The sequence below is a fragment of the Rhizobium sp. P2_G9 genome (genome assembly GCF_056403475.1).
Window position 1 is genome coordinate 1 of sequence record NZ_JBFUFK010000058.1, and the last position, 21,962, is coordinate 21,962.

Annotated in this window: 19 protein-coding genes, 1 tRNA gene and 1 pseudogene; 12 read left to right on the forward strand and 9 right to left on the reverse strand. The window is 60.8% G+C overall.

Going from position 1 to position 21,962, the window contains the following annotated elements; translation table 11 throughout:
* Positions 1-156: 156 nt before the first annotated feature.
* Entirely contained in the window at positions 157-1,212 is a 1,056-nt protein-coding gene (locus AC1DYF_RS34390) for an SIS domain-containing protein (RefSeq protein ID WP_477882615.1), read from the reverse strand.
* Between the two features lie 199 nt (positions 1,213-1,411).
* Here AC1DYF_RS34390 and AC1DYF_RS34395 point away from each other — a divergent pair, with 199 nt between their 5' ends.
* On the forward strand, positions 1,412-2,473 hold the full coding sequence (locus AC1DYF_RS34395) for a nucleotidyltransferase family protein (RefSeq protein WP_477882616.1): 1,062 nt from the start codon (positions 1,412-1,414) through the stop codon (positions 2,471-2,473).
* Between the two features lie 130 nt (positions 2,474-2,603).
* Here AC1DYF_RS34395 and AC1DYF_RS34400 read toward each other — a convergent pair whose 3' ends face one another.
* Positions 2,604-3,110 (reverse strand): DUF992 domain-containing protein, encoded by a 507-nt coding sequence (locus AC1DYF_RS34400; RefSeq protein WP_477882617.1) that lies wholly within the window; start codon positions 3,108-3,110, stop codon positions 2,604-2,606.
* Positions 3,111-3,490: 380 nt separating this feature from the next.
* Here AC1DYF_RS34400 and AC1DYF_RS34405 point away from each other — a divergent pair, with 380 nt between their 5' ends.
* The 3 genes from AC1DYF_RS34405 to serA all read left to right on the forward strand — a co-directional run bounded on the left by AC1DYF_RS34405 (position 3,491) and on the right by serA (position 7,376).
* The gene (locus AC1DYF_RS34405) at positions 3,491-4,324 is read left to right on the forward strand and encodes an outer membrane protein (protein ID WP_477882619.1); all 834 of its coding nucleotides are present in this window, start codon (positions 3,491-3,493) and stop codon (positions 4,322-4,324) included.
* Positions 4,325-4,509: 185 nt separating this feature from the next.
* Complete coding sequence (locus AC1DYF_RS34410) at positions 4,510-5,688, forward strand: phosphoserine transaminase (protein ID WP_477882620.1); 1,179 nt, start codon at positions 4,510-4,512, stop codon at positions 5,686-5,688.
* A gap of 86 nt (positions 5,689-5,774) precedes the next feature.
* Positions 5,775-7,376, forward strand: a complete 1,602-nt coding sequence (gene serA, locus AC1DYF_RS34415; RefSeq protein WP_477882621.1) for a phosphoglycerate dehydrogenase — start codon at positions 5,775-5,777, stop codon at positions 7,374-7,376.
* 78 nt (positions 7,377-7,454) lie between these two features.
* On the opposite strand, the gene AC1DYF_RS34420 is transcribed toward serA, so the two are convergent.
* Positions 7,455-9,338, reverse strand: coding sequence for a tetratricopeptide repeat protein (locus AC1DYF_RS34420; protein ID WP_477882623.1), 1,884 nt, complete (start codon positions 9,336-9,338; stop codon positions 7,455-7,457).
* A 229-nt stretch (positions 9,339-9,567) separates the two neighbouring features.
* Between AC1DYF_RS34420 and AC1DYF_RS34425 the strand changes: the two genes are divergently transcribed.
* Positions 9,568-9,747: a hypothetical protein gene (locus AC1DYF_RS34425; RefSeq protein WP_477882625.1), complete on the forward strand. Its 180-nt coding sequence runs from the start codon at positions 9,568-9,570 to the stop codon at positions 9,745-9,747.
* A gap of 75 nt (positions 9,748-9,822) precedes the next feature.
* Here the strand turns inward: AC1DYF_RS34425 and AC1DYF_RS34430 are convergent, their stop codons facing one another.
* Positions 9,823-10,326 (reverse strand): cytochrome b, encoded by a 504-nt coding sequence (locus tag AC1DYF_RS34430; protein WP_477882626.1) that lies wholly within the window; start codon positions 10,324-10,326, stop codon positions 9,823-9,825.
* Between the two features lie 163 nt (positions 10,327-10,489).
* Here AC1DYF_RS34430 and AC1DYF_RS34435 point away from each other — a divergent pair, with 163 nt between their 5' ends.
* The 3 genes from AC1DYF_RS34435 to AC1DYF_RS34445 all read left to right on the forward strand — a co-directional run bounded on the left by AC1DYF_RS34435 (position 10,490) and on the right by AC1DYF_RS34445 (position 13,003).
* Positions 10,490-11,152: a response regulator gene (locus tag AC1DYF_RS34435; RefSeq protein ID WP_477882628.1), complete on the forward strand. Its 663-nt coding sequence runs from the start codon at positions 10,490-10,492 to the stop codon at positions 11,150-11,152.
* Complete coding sequence (locus AC1DYF_RS34440) at positions 11,149-12,477, forward strand: ATP-binding protein (protein ID WP_477882629.1); 1,329 nt, start codon at positions 11,149-11,151, stop codon at positions 12,475-12,477. Before AC1DYF_RS34435 ends, AC1DYF_RS34440 begins: the two co-directional genes overlap by 4 nt.
* A gap of 88 nt (positions 12,478-12,565) precedes the next feature.
* On the forward strand, positions 12,566-13,003 hold the full coding sequence (locus AC1DYF_RS34445; protein WP_477882631.1) for a plastocyanin/azurin family copper-binding protein: 438 nt from the start codon (positions 12,566-12,568) through the stop codon (positions 13,001-13,003).
* 78 nt (positions 13,004-13,081) lie between these two features.
* Here AC1DYF_RS34445 and sciP read toward each other — a convergent pair whose 3' ends face one another.
* Positions 13,082-13,357 carry a CtrA inhibitor SciP gene (sciP, locus tag AC1DYF_RS34450; protein WP_477882633.1) on the reverse strand — a complete coding sequence of 92 codons (276 nt, stop codon included), beginning with the start codon at positions 13,355-13,357 and terminating at the stop codon, positions 13,082-13,084.
* 247 nt (positions 13,358-13,604) lie between these two features.
* Between sciP and mnmA the strand changes: the two genes are divergently transcribed.
* Positions 13,605-14,801, forward strand: a complete 1,197-nt coding sequence (mnmA, locus tag AC1DYF_RS34455) for a tRNA 2-thiouridine(34) synthase MnmA (protein WP_477882635.1) — start codon at positions 13,605-13,607, stop codon at positions 14,799-14,801.
* Positions 14,802-14,907: 106 nt separating this feature from the next.
* Positions 14,908-14,984 (forward strand) — tRNA-Met (locus AC1DYF_RS34460).
* 104 nt (positions 14,985-15,088) lie between these two features.
* Here AC1DYF_RS34460 and AC1DYF_RS34465 read toward each other — a convergent pair.
* Together AC1DYF_RS34465 and AC1DYF_RS34470 are read right to left on the reverse strand one after the other, a co-directional pair.
* Positions 15,089-16,402, reverse strand: coding sequence for a calcium-binding protein (locus tag AC1DYF_RS34465; RefSeq protein ID WP_477882637.1), 1,314 nt, complete (start codon positions 16,400-16,402; stop codon positions 15,089-15,091).
* A gap of 274 nt (positions 16,403-16,676) precedes the next feature.
* On the reverse strand, positions 16,677-17,324 hold the full coding sequence (locus tag AC1DYF_RS34470) for a hypothetical protein (protein ID WP_477882638.1): 648 nt from the start codon (positions 17,322-17,324) through the stop codon (positions 16,677-16,679).
* A 234-nt stretch (positions 17,325-17,558) separates the two neighbouring features.
* Here AC1DYF_RS34470 and AC1DYF_RS34475 point away from each other — a divergent pair, with 234 nt between their 5' ends.
* Entirely contained in the window at positions 17,559-20,543 is a 2,985-nt protein-coding gene (locus AC1DYF_RS34475) for a beta strand repeat-containing protein (protein WP_477882639.1), read from the forward strand.
* On the opposite strand, the pseudogene AC1DYF_RS34480 reads toward AC1DYF_RS34475, so the two are convergent.
* A pseudogene (locus tag AC1DYF_RS34480) lies at positions 20,454-20,750 on the reverse strand (M10 family metallopeptidase C-terminal domain-containing protein); the annotation flags it as partial. The gene AC1DYF_RS34475 and the pseudogene AC1DYF_RS34480 sit on opposite strands and share 90 nt — an antisense overlap.
* A 382-nt stretch (positions 20,751-21,132) precedes the next feature.
* Between AC1DYF_RS34480 and AC1DYF_RS34485 the strand changes: the two are divergent.
* A complete protein-coding gene (locus tag AC1DYF_RS34485) occupies positions 21,133-21,375 on the forward strand; it encodes a hypothetical protein (RefSeq protein WP_477882641.1) in 243 nt (80 codons plus the stop codon).
* 22 nt (positions 21,376-21,397) lie between these two features.
* Here AC1DYF_RS34485 and AC1DYF_RS34490 read toward each other — a convergent pair whose 3' ends face one another.
* Positions 21,398-21,958, reverse strand: coding sequence for a hypothetical protein (locus tag AC1DYF_RS34490; protein ID WP_477882642.1), 561 nt, complete (start codon positions 21,956-21,958; stop codon positions 21,398-21,400).
* Positions 21,959-21,962: the final 4 nt, after the last annotated feature.

Sequence of the window (21,962 nt, forward strand, 5' to 3'; positions counted from 1 at the left end):
AACCCGCCGAACCAGAATAAGCAAACCCAAGCGTCGGGCCGGGAGAACTATAAGCCTGACGACTTCAACCGCTCCAACCGCCCGGTGCGGACCCGCATGCCGGGTGGTGTGGGAGGGGCGGAGCTGATTGGCTCCCCCCTATCCCGATTCAGGACTTCACTCGATGGCGGTGATCTTGGAGCCGTTCAGAAATTTGGCCGGCTCGAAACCACGGGCAAGCGCCATCGGCACCATCATCAGCTGGATGGGGACGATTTCCAGCACCGGCAGCAGGCCCTCGGCGACGGTGGGTAGCGGGAAGGGCAGGATCGACGCGACCGCCAGGGTCACGGCATCTTCGGGCTCGATGATCAGGCAGCGCCCGCCGAAAGCGGCGATATCGGCGGCGGTCTTGCGGTTGAGCTCCTGTGTCGAGCCATTGCCCATGAACATGATCGCGCGAAACCCCTCACGAACCAGTTCGAGCGGTCCATGGCGGAACTGACCGCCGCTCAACGCCGTCGTCGAAGCCTTGGCGGCCTCCGCCGTCACCAGTGCCGCCATGGCCGCACTGCCATAGCTGGCGCCGCGGCCGATGAACATGATCGGCGCATCATGGCCGACGAAATCGGCGAGGCGGGCGGCTTGGGCCTCCGCCCGCGGCAGGAGGCTAGAAAGCGCATCGGAGAGTGCGGCGATCTCGGCCGGCAGTGTGTTGCCGCGGCCGATGAGCACTTCTTCGAGCATATAAAGCGCTGTGAGACCGGCTGTATAGGTCTTGGTCGAGACCGTCTGCTCGGGACCGACTTCGGTGGCGATCGAAAACTTCGCCCAGCGGGTCATCGAATTGTCCGGCGTGTTGGTGATGCTCACCCGCATGCTGCTATGGCCGTCGATCTCGGCCATGCGCCGCAGTTCGACGCTTTCGCCGGACTGGGTGACGGCAATGATCAGCGTGCCCTCGCGCAACAGGCCCGGCGCCTGCTGGATGAGTTCCGATGTATCCCAGAGCGAGACCGGAACCGGCAGGCTCTGGCTGAGCCTCAGCCACGAGCCATAGGCGCTGTAGAGCGAGCCGCCCATGCCGGTAATGACGACATGGCGGATCTGCCCGCCCTGGATCAGCTGGCGGATATCGCCGRCACGCTCGAAGAAGTCATCGGTGAGCAGCCGGGTCAGGCGGCGGATGGCCTCGGGCTGTTCGGCGATTTCGTCGAGATAGGATTGGGACATGGGCTCCTCCATCGGCGGCGTCTTGCAATGGTGAGACGAAAGGCCGTGGTGGGCACCGGGTCAAGGGAAAATGGTCCCGTGTGGTGCGTTTTTCGCGACGGCTATGCATGGGTGCGCTGTTCGCTTGACCTGCCAACACCCGCGGCTTGCTCATTTTCATCTGCTATACTAGAATTGCGAAAATAGTATAGGAACAGGCATGAAACAAATCGACCTCATGTTCCGGACGATGATTGCGGAGTTGCAGCAGCGGACATTCGATGCGCAATGGATGGCAGATTTCCCGCCTTCGGGACGGTTCATTCGGGTCGTGGTCGATCATCGCGCTTATTGGTATTTTGATCAACCCGATGGAAAGGGCGGACAGAAGCGGCACTATGTCGGGCCTGTCGATAATCCCGAAATCTCAGCGCGCGTGGAAGAGTTCAGGGAGATTAAGGACGATTATAAAAGCCGCCGCAGGATCGTTTCGGCATTGACGCGAGAAGCTGGGTTGAGCGCGCCGGAAAGGTTCACGGGCGATGTGGTCGAGGCGTTCGCCAATGCCGGCCTCTTCCGACTGCGCGGCGTGCTCGTCGGTACGGTCGCCTTTCAATGCTACGCGACCCTTCTTGGCGTCCGCTTGCCCGCTGCCGCGGTCATGACGGGCGACGCGGATCTGGCCAAGGACCATGCAATCTCTGCCGAAGTTGAGGATTCTCTTCCTCCCATCCTCGATCTCCTGCAACTGGTCGATCCGACTTTTCGTGCGCTACCGCATTTGAGTGGCTCGCCCCGATCGAATGCCTTTCGAAATGCAAGCGGTTATCGGGTGGAGTTTCTGACGACAAATCGAGGATCCGACGACTATGCAGACGAACCGGCACCCATGCCTGCGCTTGGTGGTGCCGGCGCTGAACCGCTGCGGTTCATGGATTTTTTGCTGCGGGACCCGGTGCGAACGATCCTCTTGCATGGCGCTGGCGTTTCAGTTGTCGTCCCCGCGCCCGAACGGTTTGCAGTTCACAAGCTGATCGTCGCCAGCCGCCGCCCTGATGATGCCGGCGGCAGGGCAAAACGGGACAAGGATATCCGGCAAGCGGAACTGCTTTTCGAAGCGATAAGAGATACGGGCGGTAGCCGCGATCTCACCGATGCTTTTCGTGAGGCATGGGAGCGGGGGTCGGCCTGGAGAGCCGCACTCGACACTGCGGCCGATTTGCTGTCGCAAACGGGCAGGGTGGCGGTCATGCCCTACTATGAGACAGTGGCGAAGGGCTGACGTCCGCCGCGCTTGCCGCGTTCAGCAATTGGCCCGGAAGAATTTTAGGCGATGGGACGCCTCTTCAACCAACGACGACACGCGCGCGACCGCCGATCGGCTGCGCGTGTCATGTACGCGGCGTTGCGCGTCATTCCGCCGGCTTTAGCGTCACCGTCGTGCTCGCAGCCGCGACATTCAGGCCGATCTGGCCGGTAATGCTCAGCGGCTGGAGCTGGATCGATCCGCGCGTGCCGCCGAGCAGCACATTGGCGCCGATGCCGGCGCCAAGGGTCGCTTCCGCCGAGGCGCCGACATAAATGCCACCCAGGGAACCATGGTGATAGCCGGCGGTCGGCGCGAAGACCGCCCAGACGATGCGGCCCTGGCTGGTATAGCCGAGATCGACCCCGAGTTTCTTGATGTAGCCGGTATAGTTGTCGCTGCGATGATTGCTGGAACGGAAGACGCAGTTCAATTCCTTTGCCGAGCCGAGCAGATAGCCGCCGCCTTCGCCGACATCGCAGGCAAGCATGCCGATACGGACGCCGCCGCGATGGTCTTCTTCATAAACGATCCTGTCGGCCGAATAACCGGTGGATGCGTAGATGGTTGCAAGGCATGTCGCGGCGAGCGCCGCTGCAAGAGCATTCTTCATAGTCATGTCCTTCTCAGAGCAGGCCAATAACGCCGCAGAACTGGTTTTGGTTCTATCACGCATGGTCACTGCCGGTTAGAGATCGAGAGCGCCATGGCGAACCGGATCAAGAGACGCAAACAATCCCGTTGCCGGAACGTGTGCCGGTCGAGAATAAGAACAACATCTGGACTTGATTGCGACCAAGCCCGAACTTGTATCCTGATGCAGGTCGTGGTGCGTTCCGGTGGCATGACGCAATCCGAAGGCGATCGAAAATGGGTTAATAGACAAGGTAAACAATGCCTTTGCGAATATGCTTAACCGCAGGTTAACCACTCCTTGGCATAGTTCTTCCATCGATCGTGCCGGTTCGCGCCGGTTTCCTGGAAGGACGTGCCATGACTGTTCGCAAGATTCTCGCCGCAGCACTCGCGCTGGGCCTGGCCACGCCGGCGCTTGCTTTCGACAATCCGCCGCCGGTAGACGACGTGCCGGAGATCACCACGATCGACACGGCGACCGGCTGGTATATCCGCGGCGATCTCGGCTACAACGCGACGGTGGATTTCAGCAAGCCGACAGTGAAGACCTACAAGCCGGCGGCCAACACCTATACGGCGCAGAAATTCGACAGCCAGCGCTTCAGCGGCGACTATTCGCTCAATGCCGGCGCCGGCTACCAGTTCAACGATTGGCTGCGGTCGGACCTGACGCTCGACTATTTCAAGGGCTCGCTCGACGGCAAGTCGACGAATGCAAAGCCCTGCGGCCTGCAAGGGGCGGGAACCCATTGCGGCAACGGCTACCAGCAGGACATCTATTCGCTCGGCCTGATGGCCAACGGCTATGTCGATCTCGGCACCTATTGGGGACTGACGCCCTATCTCGGCGCCGGCGCCGGCATGACCAATGTCGATTACAGCAAGCTCACCGTATCGAAATATTGCATCGACGGCGGCGGCAAGTGCGACAAGGGTGTCGACTATAAGGATGCGCGCTATGGCGGCCTCGAAAGCTGGCGCTTCAGCTATGCGCTGACCGCCGGTGTCTCCTACGACATCGCCACCAATATGAAGCTCGACCTCAGCTACCGCTATTCCGACGTCGCCGGCGGCGACATGGTCGACTGGAGCGCGTCCGACAAGAGCAATGGCGCCACCGGAATCAAGGGCACTGATGGCGGCTTTTCACGCCAGGAAATCCGCGCCGGTCTGCGGGTGACGGGCTGGTAAGCATCTGAAATCATTTCTTATTGCAGAAGGCGGGCGAGAGCCCGCCTTCTGCATTTGTATGCCTGCGGCAAAATATCCCCTGTTTGCGCCACTTGTCGCTTGACTTGAATCGACCCCTCCCATATTCACGGCGGCGGGACACCTCTCCCCAACGAGAGGCCATATACCTGGAAGGGTAGTTTATCATGGTAGAACTCGCAGCACCTGTCGCTCGTCCGGCAAACACGCACTTCTCCTCCGGCCCCTGCTCGAAGCGCCCCAATTGGTCGCTCGACGTGCTCAAAGACGCAGCGCTTGGCCGCTCYCATCGCTCCAAACTCGGCAAGAACAAGCTCAAGCAGGCCATCGACCTGACGCGTGACGTTTTGCAAGTGCCGGCCGACTATCGCATCGGCATCGTGCCCGCGTCCGACACCGGCGCCGTCGAAATGGCGCTCTGGTCGCTGCTCGGCGCCCGTGGCGTCGATATGGTCGCCTGGGAAAGCTTTGGTTCGGGCTGGGTGTCCGATGTCGTCAAGGAGCTCAAGCTCGCAGACGTCAGAAAATTCAATGCCGATTACGGCAAGCTGCCCGACCTTTCCGCTGTTGATTTCGACCGCGACGTGGTCTTCACTTGGAACGGCACGACCTCCGGCGTGCGCGTCGCCAACGCCGATTTCATCCCGGCCGACCGCAAGGGCCTGACCATTTGCGACGCGACATCGGCTGCTTTCGCGCAGAATCTCGACTTCGCCAAGCTCGATGTCGTTACCTTCTCCTGGCAGAAGGTGCTCGGCGGCGAGGGCGCACATGGCGTGCTGATCCTCAGCCCCCGCGCCGTCGAACGGCTGGAAACCTATGAGCCGGCCTGGCCGCTGCCGAAGATTTTCCGCATGGCCAAGGGTGGGAAACTCAGCGAAGGCATCTTCCAGGGCGAGACGATCAATACGCCGTCGATGCTCTGCGTCGAGGACTATATCGATGCGCTTCTTTGGGCGAAGTCGCTCGGCGGCCTTGCAGCGCTGATGGCCCGTGCCGACGCCAATGCCAAGGTCCTGTTCGATTTCTGCGACGCCAATCCCTGGCTGGCCAACCTGGCTGAAAAGCCGGAAACGCGCTCCAACACCTCCGTCTGCCTGAAGATCGTCGATCCGGCCGTGACTGCGCTCGACGCCGCCGGCCAGGAAGAGTTTGCCAAGGGCGTGGTCGCCATCCTGGAAAAGGAGGGCGTCGCCGTCGATATCGGCGCCTATCGCGATGCTCCCTCGGGCCTGCGCATCTGGTGCGGCGCCACGATCGACACCGCCGATCTCCAGGCGCTTGCCCCGTGGCTGACCTTCGCCTTCGAAAAGCAGAAGGCGACGCTGCATGCCAAGGCTGCCTGATTAGGCCCGACTGATTGCATGACCCTTCCGTGACATGCGGAAGGGCTCCCCAATTCTCAGACATAACTTCTTTTCAGGAGGCCTTCATGGCACCGCGCGTTCTCGTATCCGACGAACTTTCGGAAACCGCTGTCCAGATCTTTCGCGATCGCGGCGTAGAGGTCGATTTCCAGCCGAAACTCGGCAAGGACAAAGACAAACTGCAGGAAATCATCGGCAATTATGACGGCCTGGCGATCCGCTCCGCCACCAAGGCGACGGAAAAGCTGATTGCCGGCGCTGCCAATCTCAAAGTCATCGGCCGCGCCGGCATCGGCGTCGACAATGTCGATATCCCGGCCGCCTCGCGCCGCGGCATCATCGTGATGAACACGCCATTCGGCAATTCGATCACCACGGCCGAACACGCCATCGCACTGATGTTCGCCGTCGCCCGCCAGTTGCCCGCCGCCGACTCCTCGACCCAGGCCGGCAAATGGGAAAAGTCGAAATTCATGGGCGTCGAGATCACCGGCAAGACGTTGGGCGTCATCGGCGCCGGCAATATCGGCTCGATCGTCTGCGCCCGGGCACTCGGCCTCAGGATGCATGTTCTGGCCTATGATCCCTTCCTGTCGGCCGAACGGGCGCAGGAAATGGGCGTCATCAAGGTCGAGCTCGACGATCTCCTGGCGCGCGCGGACTTCATCACGCTGCATGTGCCGATGACCGACAAGACGCGCGGCATTCTCAATGCCGAGGCGCTCGCCAAGACCAAGCCCGGCGTGCGCATCATCAATTGCGCCCGCGGCGGCCTGGTCGATGAGGCAGCCCTTGCCGAAGCGATCAAGTCCGGCCATGTCGCCGGCGCCGGCTTCGACGTGTTCGAGGTTGAGCCCGCCACCGAAAGCCCGCTCTTCGGCCTGCCGAACGTCGTCTGCACACCGCATCTCGGTGCCTCTACCACGGAAGCGCAGGAAAATGTGGCCCTGCAGGTGGCCGAGCAAATGTCGGACTATCTGATCAAGGGCGCGGTATCGAACGCCATCAACATGCCGTCGATCACGGCGGAAGAAGCGCCGATCCTGAAACCCTTCATCAAGCTCGCCGATGTGCTCGGCGCCTTTGTCGGCCAGGTCACCGAGGATGCGATCAAGGAAATCGAGATTCTTTATGATGGCGCCACCGCCAACATGAACACCAAGGCGCTGACCTCGGCGCTGCTCGCTGGCCTGATCCGGCCGCTGGTGGCCGATGTCAACATGGTCTCGGCGCCTGTGATGATCAAGGAAAAGGGTGTCATCCTCTCGGAAGTCAAGCGCGACAAGTCGGGCGTCTATGACGGCTATATCAAGCTGACGGTGAAGACCGACACGATGACCCGCTCGATCGCCGGCACGGTGTTCTCCGACGGCAAGCCGCGCTTCATCCAGATCAAGGGCATCAACATGGACGCCGATGTCGGCGCCAACATGATCTACATCACCAATACCGACGTGCCCGGCATGATCGGCTATATGGGCACCACGCTCGGCGAAGGCGGCGTCAACATCGCCAACTTCCAGCTCGGCCGCGACCGCCAGGGCGGCGACGCCATCGCGCTGCTCTATGTCGATGAGCCGGTGAAGGACGAGGTGCTGGCCAAGCTGACGGCGAATCCGGCGGTCCGCCAGGCCAAGGCGCTGGCGTTTAATGTCGATACATATTGAGAGGGTTGTCTCAAATAAAAAAAAGGCGCGGCGGGATGGCCGCGCTTTTTTGTATTTGGGGAATGGCCAGGCCGATTCTCAGTGCAGGGGCGCGCGTAGACAATTCCGCCTGATGATCTCCGTTTCCGCGACCAGTTCGCGCAAGGTCGGCTCGGTCGCATTGCCGAAGCGGGAGATCATGACGTCGCAGGCGGTAACCGCGTCTACGGTAAACCCGATTTCGCCGAGCGTCCTTGCCTTATATTGGAGCGCCGTGGCGACGTTTTCGCGCAGGGCCAAGTCTTGCGCCGTGCCAAAGCGGGTGACGACCTCCTCAAACGGGGCGATCGCGTCGCCACCGCGTTGAAGTATGTTGAACGACACGCCCTTGCCGATGAGTGCCTTGGCGACCGATTCGCGCAAGAGCGGTTCTGACGCATCGGAGAAGCGCGTCACGACATCGTCATAGACGGCGATCGCATCGTCGATGCGCCCGAGATCGCGGAGGTCGTAACTCTTGTTGATCAAGGCCTTGGCAATTTCTCTCTGCATGAACAATTCCGTCGACGTGCCGATCCGGGCGAGGACATCGTCGTAGACAGCGATCGCATCTTTGCTGCGCCCAAGCTCGCTGAGCGTGGTCCCCTTGTTGACGAGGGCTCTGGCAGTTTGTTCGCGCAAGGGCAATTCAGCCGCGGTGCCGAAGCGGGTGAGGACCTCGTTGAACGCCGCAATCGCCTCCTCGCCGCGCCCGCGCCCGTCGAGTGTGGTCCCCTTGTTCACAAGCGCCTTGGCCACCTTTTCGCGCAGAGGCAATTCGGTTGCCGCGCCAAAGCGGGTGAGGATGTCATTGCACACAGCAATCTCGTCGTCACTGCGCCCGAGCGCGCTGACCCGTGCTCCCTTGTTGAAAAGTGCCATGGCGACCTGTTTGCGCAGTGGCAATTCGGTGGCCGCGCCGAAGCGGGCAACGACGTGATCGTAGACGGCGATCGCAGCGTCGCTGCGCCCGAGCTCACCGAGCTCGTCTCCCTTGTTCACCAGCGCCATGGCGACCTGTTCGCGCAGGGGCACCTCGATCTCAGTGCCGAAGCGGGCGACGATGTCGTCATAGACGGCGATCGCGCCGGCATGGCGACCCAGTTCGGCGAGCATCGCTCCCTTGTTCAACATCGCCTTGGCAACTTCCTCGCATATGGACAATGCGGTTTCGCTGCCGAAGCGGTCGATAACATCGTCGTATACAGCAATCGCAGCCTCGGTTTGCCCGAGCAAGGTATGCCGGATCCCCTTGTTCATGAGCGCCGTGGCGGCTGTTGCGCGCAGGGTCGATTCCGTCGCTGCACCGAAGCGGGCAACGACGCCGTCGTAGGCGGCAATCTCGTCATCGGTTCGCCCAAGCGCGGCAAACGCCACTCCTTTGCGCAGGAGCGCCGTGGCGAATGCTTCGCGCAGGGGCAATTCAGTCGCCGCGCCGAAACGGGCAAGGATGTCATCGTAGACATATATCTCGTCTTCGTTGCGCCCGAGCGCGCCAAGCCGGGTTGCTTTGTTGAGGAGCGCCAGGGCGATTTGTTCGCGCAATGGGAATTCGGTCGCTGCGCCGAAGCGGGCAACAATGTCATCGTAGACGGCGATCTCATCATCGTGGCGCCCGAGCTTGCCGAGTGCGACTGCCCTGTTCACAAGTTCTTGCAGTAGATCCGGGATATCGGCAGCGTCACCACAGGCGTCCCGCAATTCCTTCCGTCCTGGATCGTCGACGGTCATCATTTGTATTTCTCCCAAGATGGACTTTGCGAGCACTGGAACGTTGTCGTGACGATGAGCGCATGTTGCAGCGTCCAACATCATGGAAAAAACGCGCCAGGTTGCTTTGCTGGATAAGTCGAATTGTAAGATCGGCACTATATCGAGACTCGGGAAACCTGCAATGTCCATAAGAGCGCGGGTCAAGAGGTGCTGGCGATCGGGTTGGCCCAAGGTTCGCAGGCCTAGATCGATTGGTCGCGGGGACCGGGCAGAAGGATGGTCCGAAGCGTAATTTCAGTAGAATCCTGTATCATTTCCAGCCACATATTGCGGCATCCTAGCGAAACTCCATCCGTATATAAGCATTTTGCGAATCTGCTTGTAAAATAACTCCTTATATTTACTATCGTCTCAGTATCTCGTGTGGAGGCGCGTTGTGCTGCATTTGGATCCTGAGACAATGGTGATCATCGAGGCCCAACCGGACGGGCGTTTTACCTTCCAGGTGAAGTTCAAGGGCGTGCTTGGCCCGAAGAGCAGCCCGATGCGCAGCCGTGACGACATCGAGCTGCTCGGCAATACGCTGCTCAAACATCTGGAGCGAAACTCCGACCAGTGGATGGCGTTGGCCAATCTTTAGCGGTCGCCGATCGCCGGTTGTGCTGTCTGCGCTCTTTATTGTTGCCTTGAAGCACACCCTTATCGCTGAACTTTTTTACCCCGCACCGCCGGTCATCCGGGCGAGAACGTTCGTCTTCCACCAGAATTGATGCACGAGCACGGCTGCGACATGCAGGCCGATCAGCGCCCAGAGCAGCGCTTTCACCGGACCGCCATGCAGATCGCCGGCGATGTCGATGGCGAAGAAATATTTGGCGATGCCGAGAAGCGGCATGACGATCAGCACGGCGTAGAAGACAGCGTGCGACATCGTGCCGAGGAGGTGAAAGATCTCCGGCTCGCCGGCAGGCTTGCCCGGCGCGCCCTGGATCAGCCGCATGAGCAGCCGGAGTATGGTCAGGCCCAGGATCGCAAAGCCGGCATAGATGTGCAGATTGGCCGAAAACATATCGGCCGGGCTGGGGACCTTGCCGTCGTCGAATGTATCGGTAACGTGTTCGATGCTGCCGGGTAAAAGAAGATTGAAGAAGACGAGGAGAACGGTCAGCCAGTGCAGGGCGCGCTGCGCCAGGGAGTAGCGGGTGCGAATATTTGTCATGGGATGCCTTTTCGCGTTTGATCTGCCCGCCTTTTGACGCATCCGCCTGACAATAACCTGAATGGCACCCAACCATTTCGCGGAGAGGTCTATTGCTTCAAATCAATCGGCGTTTGAGCGACTCGGCTACACTAGCAGCACCGATGTCTCAAGGAGAGGCCTTTTGCGCATATTGCTGATCGAGGATGCCGCTGTCCTGGGCGCGGCGGTTCGCGACCATCTTGCCTCGGCGGGACAGGCGGTCGACTGGATGCGCAGCATTGCCGACGCAAAAGAGGCGCTGGATGCGGTCAGCTATGACCTGGTTCTGCTCGACCTCAGGCTGCCCGACGGCTCCGGCATCGAGCTATTGCGCAGCCAAAGGTCGAAGGGCAACGCGACACCGGTGATCATCATCACCGCGCATGACCAGATCAGCGACAGGATCGCCGGGCTGGACAGCGGCGCCGATGACTATCTCGTCAAACCCTTCAATCTCGATGAGCTGTCGGCTAGGATCGGCGCGGTCATCCGCCGCTTCCGCGGCAACGCGACCTCGGCGACGAAATTCGGCGATCTGGAAATCAACGCCATCGACCGGCGGCTGACCGACGGCCGGCGCGAGATCGAATTGTCGGCGCGCGAATGGGCCGTGCTCGACACGCTGTCCGCCCGTCCTGGGGCGATCATCTCGAAAGCCAGGATCGAGGAGGCGCTTTACGCCTTTGGGTCGGAGATCGAGAGCAACACCGTTGAAGTCTATGTCAGCCGCTTGCGCAAGAAGCTCGGCAAGGAGCGTGTCCAGACCGTGCGCGGCGTCGGCTACAAGCTCGTGGCCGCGTCATGATATCTTACAGCATCACCCGGCGGCTGGTGGGCTGGCTGACTGTGTGCACGATTACTTTCTGGGGCATGGGTGCGGGGCTTGGCGCCTATGTGATGCATGATGAATTCGGCGAGATCTTTGACAGCGCCATGCAGGAGACCGCCGACCGGCTGCTGCCGCTGGCGCTCGACGATGTCCGCAAGGGCGACTTGCCCGATATGCCGCGGCGCCTGCAGAAATCCGATGGCGGCTTCGACGGTTACCTGACCTACCAGGTCAGGACCAGGGATGGCCGGGTGCTGATGCATTCCTATGAAACGCCGCCGGCGCCGTTCAAGGCACCATTGGCCGAAGGCTTCTGGCAGGGCGACAATTTGCGTGTCTTCACCATTGCGGCTGATGATAACCGGGTGTTCGTCCAGGTCGCGGATTCGCTGGCACACCGCTCGGAGGCCATGCGGGACAGCATTTTGGCGCTGCTATTGCCGCTCGCTATCCTGGTGCCGCTCAGCGTCGTCCTGCTTCTCTACATCATTCGCCGGGCGATGGCGCCTTTGACCGAATTGCGCACAGCCATTGCCGAGAAGGACAGCGGCAATCTCTCGCCCCTGGTCCTGCAAGGCCTGCCGAACGAGCTGGCGCCGATTGCCAATTCGCTCAACATCGTGCTCGCCCGGCTGGCGGCGGCATTCGCCGCCGAGCGGGAATTCACCGCCAACAGCGCCCACGAACTCAGAACCCCGATCGCCGGCGCCATGGCACAGGCCCAATTGCTGATCGAGGAGCTCGGCTCGTCACCCGCAGCCGAACGCGCCGTGATGATCGAGCAATCGCTGAAAATGCTGACCTCCCTGATCGAGAAACTGCTGCAACTCGCCCGCGCCGAAGCCGGCATCGGTCTCGTCGAGGCGCCGCATGACCTGATTCCGGTCGTCGATACGGTGGTCGAGGACATGCAACGGCATGCCGGCAATCGTCAGAGGATCGACAGGATCATGGAGGAGGGCGCGCGGCTGGTGCGCGCGGTCAATCCCGATGCTTTGGCGATCGTGTTGCGCAACCTGATCGAGAACGCCATGCACCATGGCGAAGAGGCCAAACCGATCACCATTCGCATCGATGCCGAGGGAAGCATCGCGATTACCAACGCCGCACGGCCGTTCACCGACCAGGAACTCAGCCGCATCCGCCAACGCTTCCATCGCGCCGACGATCGCTCACCCGGTTCCGGTCTTGGCCTCTCCATCGTCGAGCGCCTGCTCACCCAGATGAACGCATCGCTGCAACTGCAGTCGTATCAGAGGGGTGGTGAGACCCGGTTCGAGGCCTTGATCCGCTTCGCATGAAGTCTGCCTTGGCGGTTCTGCGTTCAGGTGCGTGTCAGGTGGAGGCCCTACCGAGGTGGCGCAAACATCAATAGGAAAGGTTTCCTGAATGTCGAACACAATCCGCTTCGCACTCCTGCTTGCCGCATCTTCGGCCCTTGGGCTTGCCGCTTCGCCATCCTTCGCAAACACCGCGATCAAGGTCATGGAGAGCGGCGAGGGCGGCGGCGCCATGGCGATCACGCTGGATCCGCCGGCCGCAAAAGCCGGCGCCGTCACCTTCCAGGTCCACAACGATGCCGCCAGCGAAGAGCATGAAATGGTCGTGGTCAAGCTGAAAGCCGCGGATCAGCAAATCCCCTTCAACACGAAGAAGGACAGGGTCGACGAGAAGAAGCTGAAAAGCATGGGCGAAGTCTCGGACCTCAAGCCGGGCGCGGACGGCAAACTGACGGTCAACCTGAAGGCCGGAACCTATCTGGTTCTCTGCAACATCAAGGGCCATTACAGCGCCGGCATGCATACGACCCTGACGGTCGCGCCGTAAGACCAGCACCGCCATCGGGCGGACGCAACAAGAAAGGGCCGCGTGTGCGGCCCTTCGCAACCCTGTTTCAAAGCGATGTCAATGGCGGTATTGCTGGATGCGCGTGGTGCGCAGGCCGGCGAGGCCGTGGTCGGAGATCGAACTCTGCCAGGAGAGGAATTCCTCGACCGTCAGCGTGTAACGTTCGCAGGCTTCTTCCAGACTGAGCAGGCCGCCGCGGACGGCGGCAACCACTTCCGCTTTACGACGGATCACCCAGCGGCGCGTGTTGGCGGGGGGCAAATCGGCAATCGTAAGCGGGCTGCCATCGGGGCCGATGACATATTTTACTCTCGGACGTATCGCTTCGGTCATTGGACTCTCTACACAAACAAAGACCATATGGATCGACATTAGAGAGTCAGATTTAAAAATTGCCTAAACATATGCGGAAAAATTGACGAAAAACTGTTTGAAAACAGGTCAGTGCCCGGCATTGTTGCTGAAAAGCCTGAAGTTCTCGGCTTGTGAGGCCCGAAACTAGCGCCTATATGCAGCGCCGAAAGCATGGTATTGAACCGTGAAAACCCTCTGTATAGCGTCAGTAGAAAAGCAAAATTCCGTGAACAGCCTCGATTTCGACAAGCGTCCCGAAGACACCCGTGTGGTCGTCGCCATGTCCGGCGGCGTCGATTCGTCCGTGGTCGCCGGCCTGTTGAAACGCCAGGGTTATGAGGTTATCGGGATCACGTTGCAGCTTTATGACCATGGTGCGGCCGTGCATCGCGCCGGCTCCTGCTGTGCCGGCCAGGATATCGACGATGCCAGGCGCGTCTGCGAGACACTCGGCATCCCGCATTATGTGCTCGACTATGAGCGGCGCTTCCTGGAGACGGTGATCAACCCGTTCATGGAAAGCTATGTCGCCGGCGAGACGCCGATCCCCTGCGTTGCCTGCAACCAGACGGTCAAATTCGCCGATCTCTTGGTGACCGCCAAGGAACTCGGCGCCGATGCGCTGGCGACCGGCCATTATATCCGCTCGCGCCCCAGCCCGACGCCGGGTAATCCCAACCGGCGCGCGCTCTATCGCCCGGCCGACGCCGAGCGCGACCAGAGCTATTTCCTCTTCGCCACGACGCAGGAGCAGATCGACTATCTGCGCTTTCCGTTGGGCGGCATGCCGAAGCCGGAAGTGCGGGCGCTGGCGGCCGAAATGGGCCTCGTCGTCGCCGCCAAGGCCGACAGCCAGGACATCTGCTTCGTGCCGCAAGGCAAATATTCCGACGTGATCACCAAGCTCCGGCCGGATGCGGCGCTTGGCGGCGACATCGTCCATCTCGATGGCCGGGTGCTCGGCCAGCATGAGGGCATATTGCATTACACGATCGGCCAGCGGCGCGGTATCGGCATCGCCACCGGCGAGCCGCTTTATGTCGTGCATCTCGATGCGCGCTCCAAGCGGGTGATCGTCGGGCCGAGGGAAGCGCTGGAAACCCGCAGGCTTTATCTCCGCGACGTCAACTGGCTGGGCGATGCGCCACTGGCAGAGCTCGCGGCCGATGGTTTCGACTGCTTCGCCAAGGTCCGCTCCACCCGGCCACCCAAGCCGGCGCGGCTCCATGCCGACGCCAAGGGCATTTATGTCGAGCTCGAAGAGGGCGAACCGGGCGTAGCGCCGGGCCAGGCCTGCGCGCTTTATTCGGCCCCGGGCGAGGACGCGCGCGTCTATGGCGGCGGCTTCATCGAGCGCTCGGAGAAAGAATCGGCCGCGGAAACCCAGCTCCGGGCGCTGCTTTTGGCGAGCCAGGCGGCATGATTTTTCGCGTCCGGCATTTTCTTGTTTTTGCCCGATAGCGCTTGACAGGATAGGAAACGCAGCCTTATAAGCCGCGCCACCGAGACGTAACCAGCTCGGTATCGATGGCGGGATAGCTCAGTTGGTTAGAGCGTGGGACTCATAACCCCAAGGTCGGCAGTTCAACTCTGCCTCCCGCTACCAAATTTCCAAAAGACAGATCCGGATTCGCAAGTAAGCAGGGCAGAGAACCGGCATCACTCCCTGACTGTCTTCGTCCTCGTGTTCGGCTGACCGACCGCCCTGCCTCAGAGGGCGAAGTTGATCGATGTGAGCGTCAGCGGACCGGTGAGCTCGACTTCGAAATCGGCTTTGTTGTCACCGTCAACGTCGCCGTAGACATAGGTGTTGCCGCCGTTCTCGGCATAGCGCAGGTCGCCGGCCTCGTGATGGAAATCCTGGGTTCCGATGAAGTGGAACGCTTGATTGCCCTGTAGATTGGTGTTGGCGTCGATCGCGTGGAGATCCATGGCATAGTGCACCGGGTCGAAGTCCGTGATGGTGTCCCGGCCGGATTTTGCGGCTGTGGAGTCGCTGGCCTTCTGGTAGATGAACAGGTCTGCCCCGCTGCCGCCCGTCATCACATCGGCGCCCGCTCCTCCGGTTATGTCGTCGCCTACACTTCCTCCCGTCAATTGATCGTTGCCGGTGCCGCCGACGATCGTGTCGCCGCCACCGCCGCCGGAAATCGTATCGTTGCCGGTACCGCCATTCAGCGATTGACTGGTGAAGGCGCCGGTGATGATGTCGTTGCCGCTGTCGCCGAAGATGATACTGGTGCCGCTAGCCAAGATTTCATCACCGCCGGAGCCGCCATGGATCGTGTCCGACGCGGCGCTGCAGCCGATGTGGTCCGCCTGGTCGCCGCCATAAATCTTGGCCGTTGCCACCTCCACGGTAATGTCATCATGTCCGGAGCCGCCGAAGACCTGGACATTGCCGCCGGAACTGAGTGAGGCGACCTGATCGTCGCCGGCACCGCCAAATACTGTGTCATTGCCGCCATGAAGGATAAAGGTGTCGTCTCCCTGATCTCCCCAGAGCGCATCCTGGTCTGTATTTCCGTAGAGCGTATCGTTGCCCTCGCCTCCCAAAGCCTCGGTGGCGTTGCCCACGAACAACGCGTCGTCACCATAGTAGCCAAGAATGCGCTCTCCAAACGTACCGGTGTAGTTGTCGCCGTAGATCGTCAGGTAATGGTTCGTCAGGTGCGAAGTGCTCACATCGAGATCGATTTCTCCAGGAAGCCCCGATGGCATGAACAGTTTCACATAAAGCGGTGCAGTTGCGCTCGCCGTCAAAGTGCCATTTGCGCCAGCGGAATCCGAAGAAGTCTCGGTCAGGACGAGTTCGCCGTCAGCGTTATAGACATTGAAGGACGTATCGGTGGCACCGTTGCCAAAACTGTTGGCCGTCAAATCATAGGTTTGGCCAACCACCGCATCGAGCTTGATCCAGACTGCGCTGTTGAACTCGTCGATATCGCTTTCGAAATCCGCATGCGCATTTGCGTCATCCCATTGCAGGGCGCTTATATCGGATGCCTTGGGCAGAGTTACCATGCGAAAAACTCCGGGCTCGGTGTGGCACGTCCGCGTATGGAACTCTCTTTGCAGTGAAATGCAATGGTTTCGATCTGGGAGCCTTCACATTCGCTATCAAATCAAGTTGCGCTTCATTAGAAGCCGTGTCCTCTGATGACCTCGTGGCCGCCGCCGCCGAACGTATTGTGATTTCATTCGATAGCTAGCTGGCGCGCTTGCCCCAAAGCGCGAGCATCGATCCCTGGCGAGGCGAGACCTTCAGCGACAATCCGCGTTGCCGTCGCAACATCCGTCAAAAGTCAAAGTCGCCCATAGCGAGCTCGGCTTTGTGCATGTTGCTGATGACCAGCGTATCATGGCCGAGGGTGATCCAGACATTGCTGCCGTGATCCTCCGCATGTGACTTCACGTCGTGAAAACCGTCGATACCCTTCCATCTGTGGACATCGATGTTGTCGCCGTCGTCGCGGTGAAAATCCTTGATCACGTCCGTGCCGTCATGGGTAGCGAACCCGAACGTATCGCCACCTGCGCCGCCGGTAAGCTTGTCATTGCCTTTATAGCCGGTGAGATAATCAGTGCCGTCCGAACCAATCCAGTTGTCATCGCCGTTGAACAGCATTTTCAGGAGTCGTGACAATCCCTGCTGGGTGAGGGCTGCGCTCAGGTCGGCGACATTGGCTTTGATGTTTGCGACCGAGAACATCACATCCGTATCCTGGTCGGCGAAGAGAATGTCATCAAGCGTTCCCTTGACGATGGTGCCGTCCTGATACTGGAAGCCTTGGCCTTGGAAAATGATGCGGTTGGATGTGTCTGCATCGTTGAAGTTGGCGTAGGTCGATGCATGCTCTTCCGTCAGCAAGGCAGGCCCCTTGCTGAAGACGTCGAGTATGCCGGAATCCTCCGGCATGAATTCAGAATATTGAATCTTTGCCATTCCGTCCTCCCGCGACATCGCCCTTAAATTAGTGATCGGTGACAAAAGGTAAAGGCCGAAGCGATGTTGTCGGCCGGTCGGATAAAGACGACGAAATATAAGGCCGAACCCTCCCTGATCAGGGAATGACATGCCCCCAGCAATTGGGCAGATTTCCTGGATCTCTTAAGTTTCGGCATGGGCAGCGTGGTGACGACTGGTCACTTGCTTGTCGTTCGACCGAAGGAGGGCATCGTGACGTTTTACTCTTGGCAGAGCGCGAGTGGCGGCGACTTCAACACCGCGAGCAACTGGCACAACGGACCCGAGACGGATATTCCTGGTGCGGGCGATGACGTCTTCATCAATGTCGTCGGCACGATCACCACCGCAGGCCAGAGCGTCAACAGCCTTCAACTCGGCTCAAACAGCACCATGACCGGAGGCCTCTCGGCCACAACGATCAATGGCGGCGGAACGCTGGATGGGGGCATCTACAACGCCACGACCGTGTCTCAGATGGTGTTCGCCGGCGGCAAGCTTACGGCTGACACGGTCGATGGCGGTGATCTCACCGGAGGAAAGGTCAGGGCAGGCACGCTCAAAAATTTCAACATCGACGGCGCGGAGGTGAAGGCCGACGAGATCGCAAATGCAGGCGGTAAAATCGTCGGCGGTAGCCTCGATATCAGCGCACTTGTTTTGCAGGACTCCTCAAGCCTGCTGACCACCGGCGGCAGCGTGACGGCGGATACGTTCGAGTTGGTCGGCACCGGTCCCGGGTTGAATGGGATGGATGTTGCCGCGGGAACCGTGACCGTTGTCGGGGCCGCCACGTTCGTGGGTAGTCAGGCTTTTCTCAATGTCGGCAAGGATACCATATCGTTCAGCGGCGTGACGGGCGGAAGATTGAATCTGCAAGGCGGGTTCACGCTCACCGCACTGACCGGCGGTTCTCCCAACAGCCTGACGACATGGACCGGCGGGATGACGACAGTCGCCGGCGCCGTCCTTGTCGACATGGTCAATGCACATGTGCAGAACAGTGGTCTGGTCGTCGACGGCGGCACGATGAGATCCACCGGCACGATGACGCTCGGGCAGACGGCGCAAGGTGATCTCAACGTGCTGGATAGCGGCAAGGCGAGCGTGAACACGCTTGTGGCCGGAGACGGCGCGGGTGCCAGCGGCGATATCGTGGTGACCGGTGACGGCTCGACGCTGACGGTAAAGAAGTCCATCACGGTTGGCGAGAAGGGTGTCGGCTCGCTCAACGCCAACAATGGCGGCAATGTCGACGCCGGCGAAGTCGTGGTTGCGGGCGAGGGGGCGCCCACCGGCGGCAACAAGGATGACACGACCGGTTTCCACACCCAGCACATCAGCAGCATTTCGGTCGGAACCGGCTCGGATATGACGTTTGACGCGCTAACCCTCGGCGAAGCCGGCTATGCCCAGGCCTCCGTCATCGGCATCCTGACAGTGACGGGCGACAGCACCGTGGCAGAAGAAGAGGACAGCGAGGGGCGGGCTTTCGTCAATGGCGGCAGTTGGGAGACCGAGGGCAGCCTGACGGTCGGCTCGGCCGGCAAGGCGCGGGTCGATGTCGGCGCCAACGGCGTGTTGCTGGCGGACGGCGATCTGACGCTTGGCGAGGAGAAAGGTGGCTCGGGCCAGATTGTCCTCGGCGACGGCACGGCCGGAGACGGGCCGGGCAAACTCACTGTCGGCGGGGACCTGACGATCGGCGGTGGCGGCACCGGCACGCTTCTCAGCGATCTCTCGACGGTGGTGTTGGGGGGCGGCAAGATCACGCTCGGCGAGGAGAAGGGCAGCAAGGGTACGCTGACGCTGCACGGCGGTTCGCTGACCACACGCGGCGAAATCGTCGTGGGAGAGGCGGGCACGGGCACTGTCATCTTCAACCAAGGCGCCAGGCTGGAAGCGGCGACCGGCAACCATGCGGCCGACCTCACGCTCGGCGAAAAGTTCGGCGGCACGGGCACGGCGACATTCGACGGCAAGGGCACCGTGGCGACCGTCGCGGATATCGAGGACGGCGTGCTCGGCAAGGGCAGTCTGAAGATCACCAATGGCGCCAAGCTGACGGCGGCCTCGGCCGATCTCGCGACACAGGTCAACACCAATGCCAATGGCGTGACCATCGACACGGCCGGCACTTTCATCGTCAACGGCGACCTTTCGGTGGGCGAGCAAGGTTTTGGCACGTTGAGCATCAAGGGCGCCGGCCAGGCCGTGGTTTCGGGCGAGGTCGCGGTCGCCGAAGATGAGGGCTCGATCGGCTCAGCCACCATTTCGGGCGCGGTGACCAGGAACGGCAAGACGACAGCCTCCGGCTTGGCCTATGGCACACTCTCCGTCGGCGAAGGCGGTTCGGGCACGCTGACCATTAGCAAGGGGGCCGAGGTCGCGCAGATCAAGGGCGGCGAGGGGGCGGTCGAAATCGGCGCCGAGAAGGGAGCGACAGGGAAGCTGACGCTCATGGACAAGGGCTCGTCACTGGCGGGCGAGAGTCTCTCGGTCGGCGGTACGGAAGAGAAGGCGGGCGGCAAGGGCAGCCTGTCGGTTTCGGGCGAAGCCGAGGCGACCTTCAACGCCGCCACGATCTGGAAAAGCGGCAGTGTCGCCCTGAACGGCGGCACGCTGCACCTGACCGGCGCCGTCGAGGGCAATGGTGCAATCATGATCGGCAAGGCCGGCACGCTGATCCTCGATGGCGAGGACAAGAGTGTTGGCATCGGCTTTGCCGCCGGCAGCACAGGTGCGACCTTGGCGCTTGCGGATGCCGACTTGCTGCACGCAACGGTGAAAGGTTTTGCCGAGGGCGACAGCATCGCCATAGGAGGGCTCGACGCGCAGGCAGCGATCAAAGTCGCCGCCAAGGGCGCGAATACGGTCGTCACCATTCTCGATCACGGCAAGCAGGAGGGCAGCCTGACGCTTGCCGGCCACTATGGCAAGGCTGATCTGGACCTGAGCGCTGCCGGCGTGCTGACGACAACCGGGGCAAAGTCGGTTGCCGAGGCTGATCCGCAGGCGGCACTTTCGGAGACGGTGAAACATGTCAATCCCGACGCAGACGGCGCCGATAACGCCTCACATTTCTTCCGGCATGCCTCCGATCACGCTTCAGAGACCGGGATGACTGCAAGCCACGATGCGCTGGTGATCGATCTTATGCATGAAGCGAACCTGAGCGATACCGAGTTTCTGTTCTGACGGCAGGTGGTCGAACGCGGGCGGATGGCTGAACTGCTTCTTTCTGATCCAGTGGATATGTTGCATGCCAGGTTTCCCGATCTCGGCGTTCAATGTCTGCAGGTCGATGAGGTCGGTCCCGTGGGGAAAGCCGGTGATTGTGTCTCGGCCGTTCGACGCTGCCGCCGAATGCCTCGCCGAAGAATAGTGGAAGACACCCAGATCGGCCCCTGCGCCGCAATAGAAGCTGTCGGCACCGCGCCTTGCGGCCCGAAGTCCCTTGGCGGGTCATATGCAGGCTGTCGTCCGTGGTGAACGTGCCGGTGTCGGGGAACCCTGCGCAAATTGAACCGTTCAGAAAGTATAGTCAGGCTCGGCACCCCTCATCCTCCCCCCAGAGGTCTCCGCCGCCGAGCCTATATAGAGGCCCACCGCTCACCCCTGGCGGTGGGTTTTTGATATCAGGCCGTTCGATCGGAAGACGTTCAGTAGGCTCAGGGGCGACCGGCTCAACTCAGGGGCGCTTGACTCTTGCCTGCACCGTGAACATTATGAGAACAAATTCCGCCATAGGCGGGATACGACCCTATGATAACGATGGAGCGCTGCCATGGACGCATTGGCGGAAGGTCAACTGCGCCTAGATTTGGACGAGGGGCAACAGGAGGACGCCTCAGCGCCGGAGATCGATCTGGCCGAGACCTATCTCGCGGCGCATAGCGGAGATGCGCTCGCTGCCATCCGCGATCTTCTGCTCGATGCCGATTTCCTGCGCGACCAATTGTGGACGGCGTCGCAGATGATGTCCGCCGGCATGGGGCGCGGCTGGCGGCCGAAATATGAGAGAGCGTGACGGTGACTTACCCTCCTGAGCCTCACTGGGGAGCCATTTTCGAGAGTGCCATTCGATAGACTGCCCAGACATTGCAATCGGCATGATGCTCTTCCGGGTGGGCGCGCCGGAGGTTGTTCGATATGTCTCGCACTCGGCCGAAATCGTCTATCAGGCCCCGTTCATTGATCTCCTCGTTGGCGAATATGTCCGGGAAACCGCCGCAATTTGTCAAGGCGCTGATCGAATGGTCCTGGTCCAGAAGCTCGAAGCCCATGAACGAGAAATCCGGCTGGGCGAATTCGCGAACTTCCTCCTCTGTCGGGTTGCGAAGCACGGCCAGTACGTTGACGCGATGAAAATCCCCGATTTCAGCAAGCATGAAATCGAGGTCGATGAAGAAATTGAGGAGATTGTCCTCATTGACGATGTGTGGCCAATAGCTGTCCTTCACCTCCGGCAGCACGAAGGTGCAAAGCATGCCATCGAGCGAGACGAGCTCGCGGAGTTGATGGAGGCCCGACCAGTTCAGATAGTCTCGCCAGACGTCGCCTGACTGAGCGTCGAAAGCCGTTGTCGCCAGGTAATAGGGGATGGCCGGCATCGTC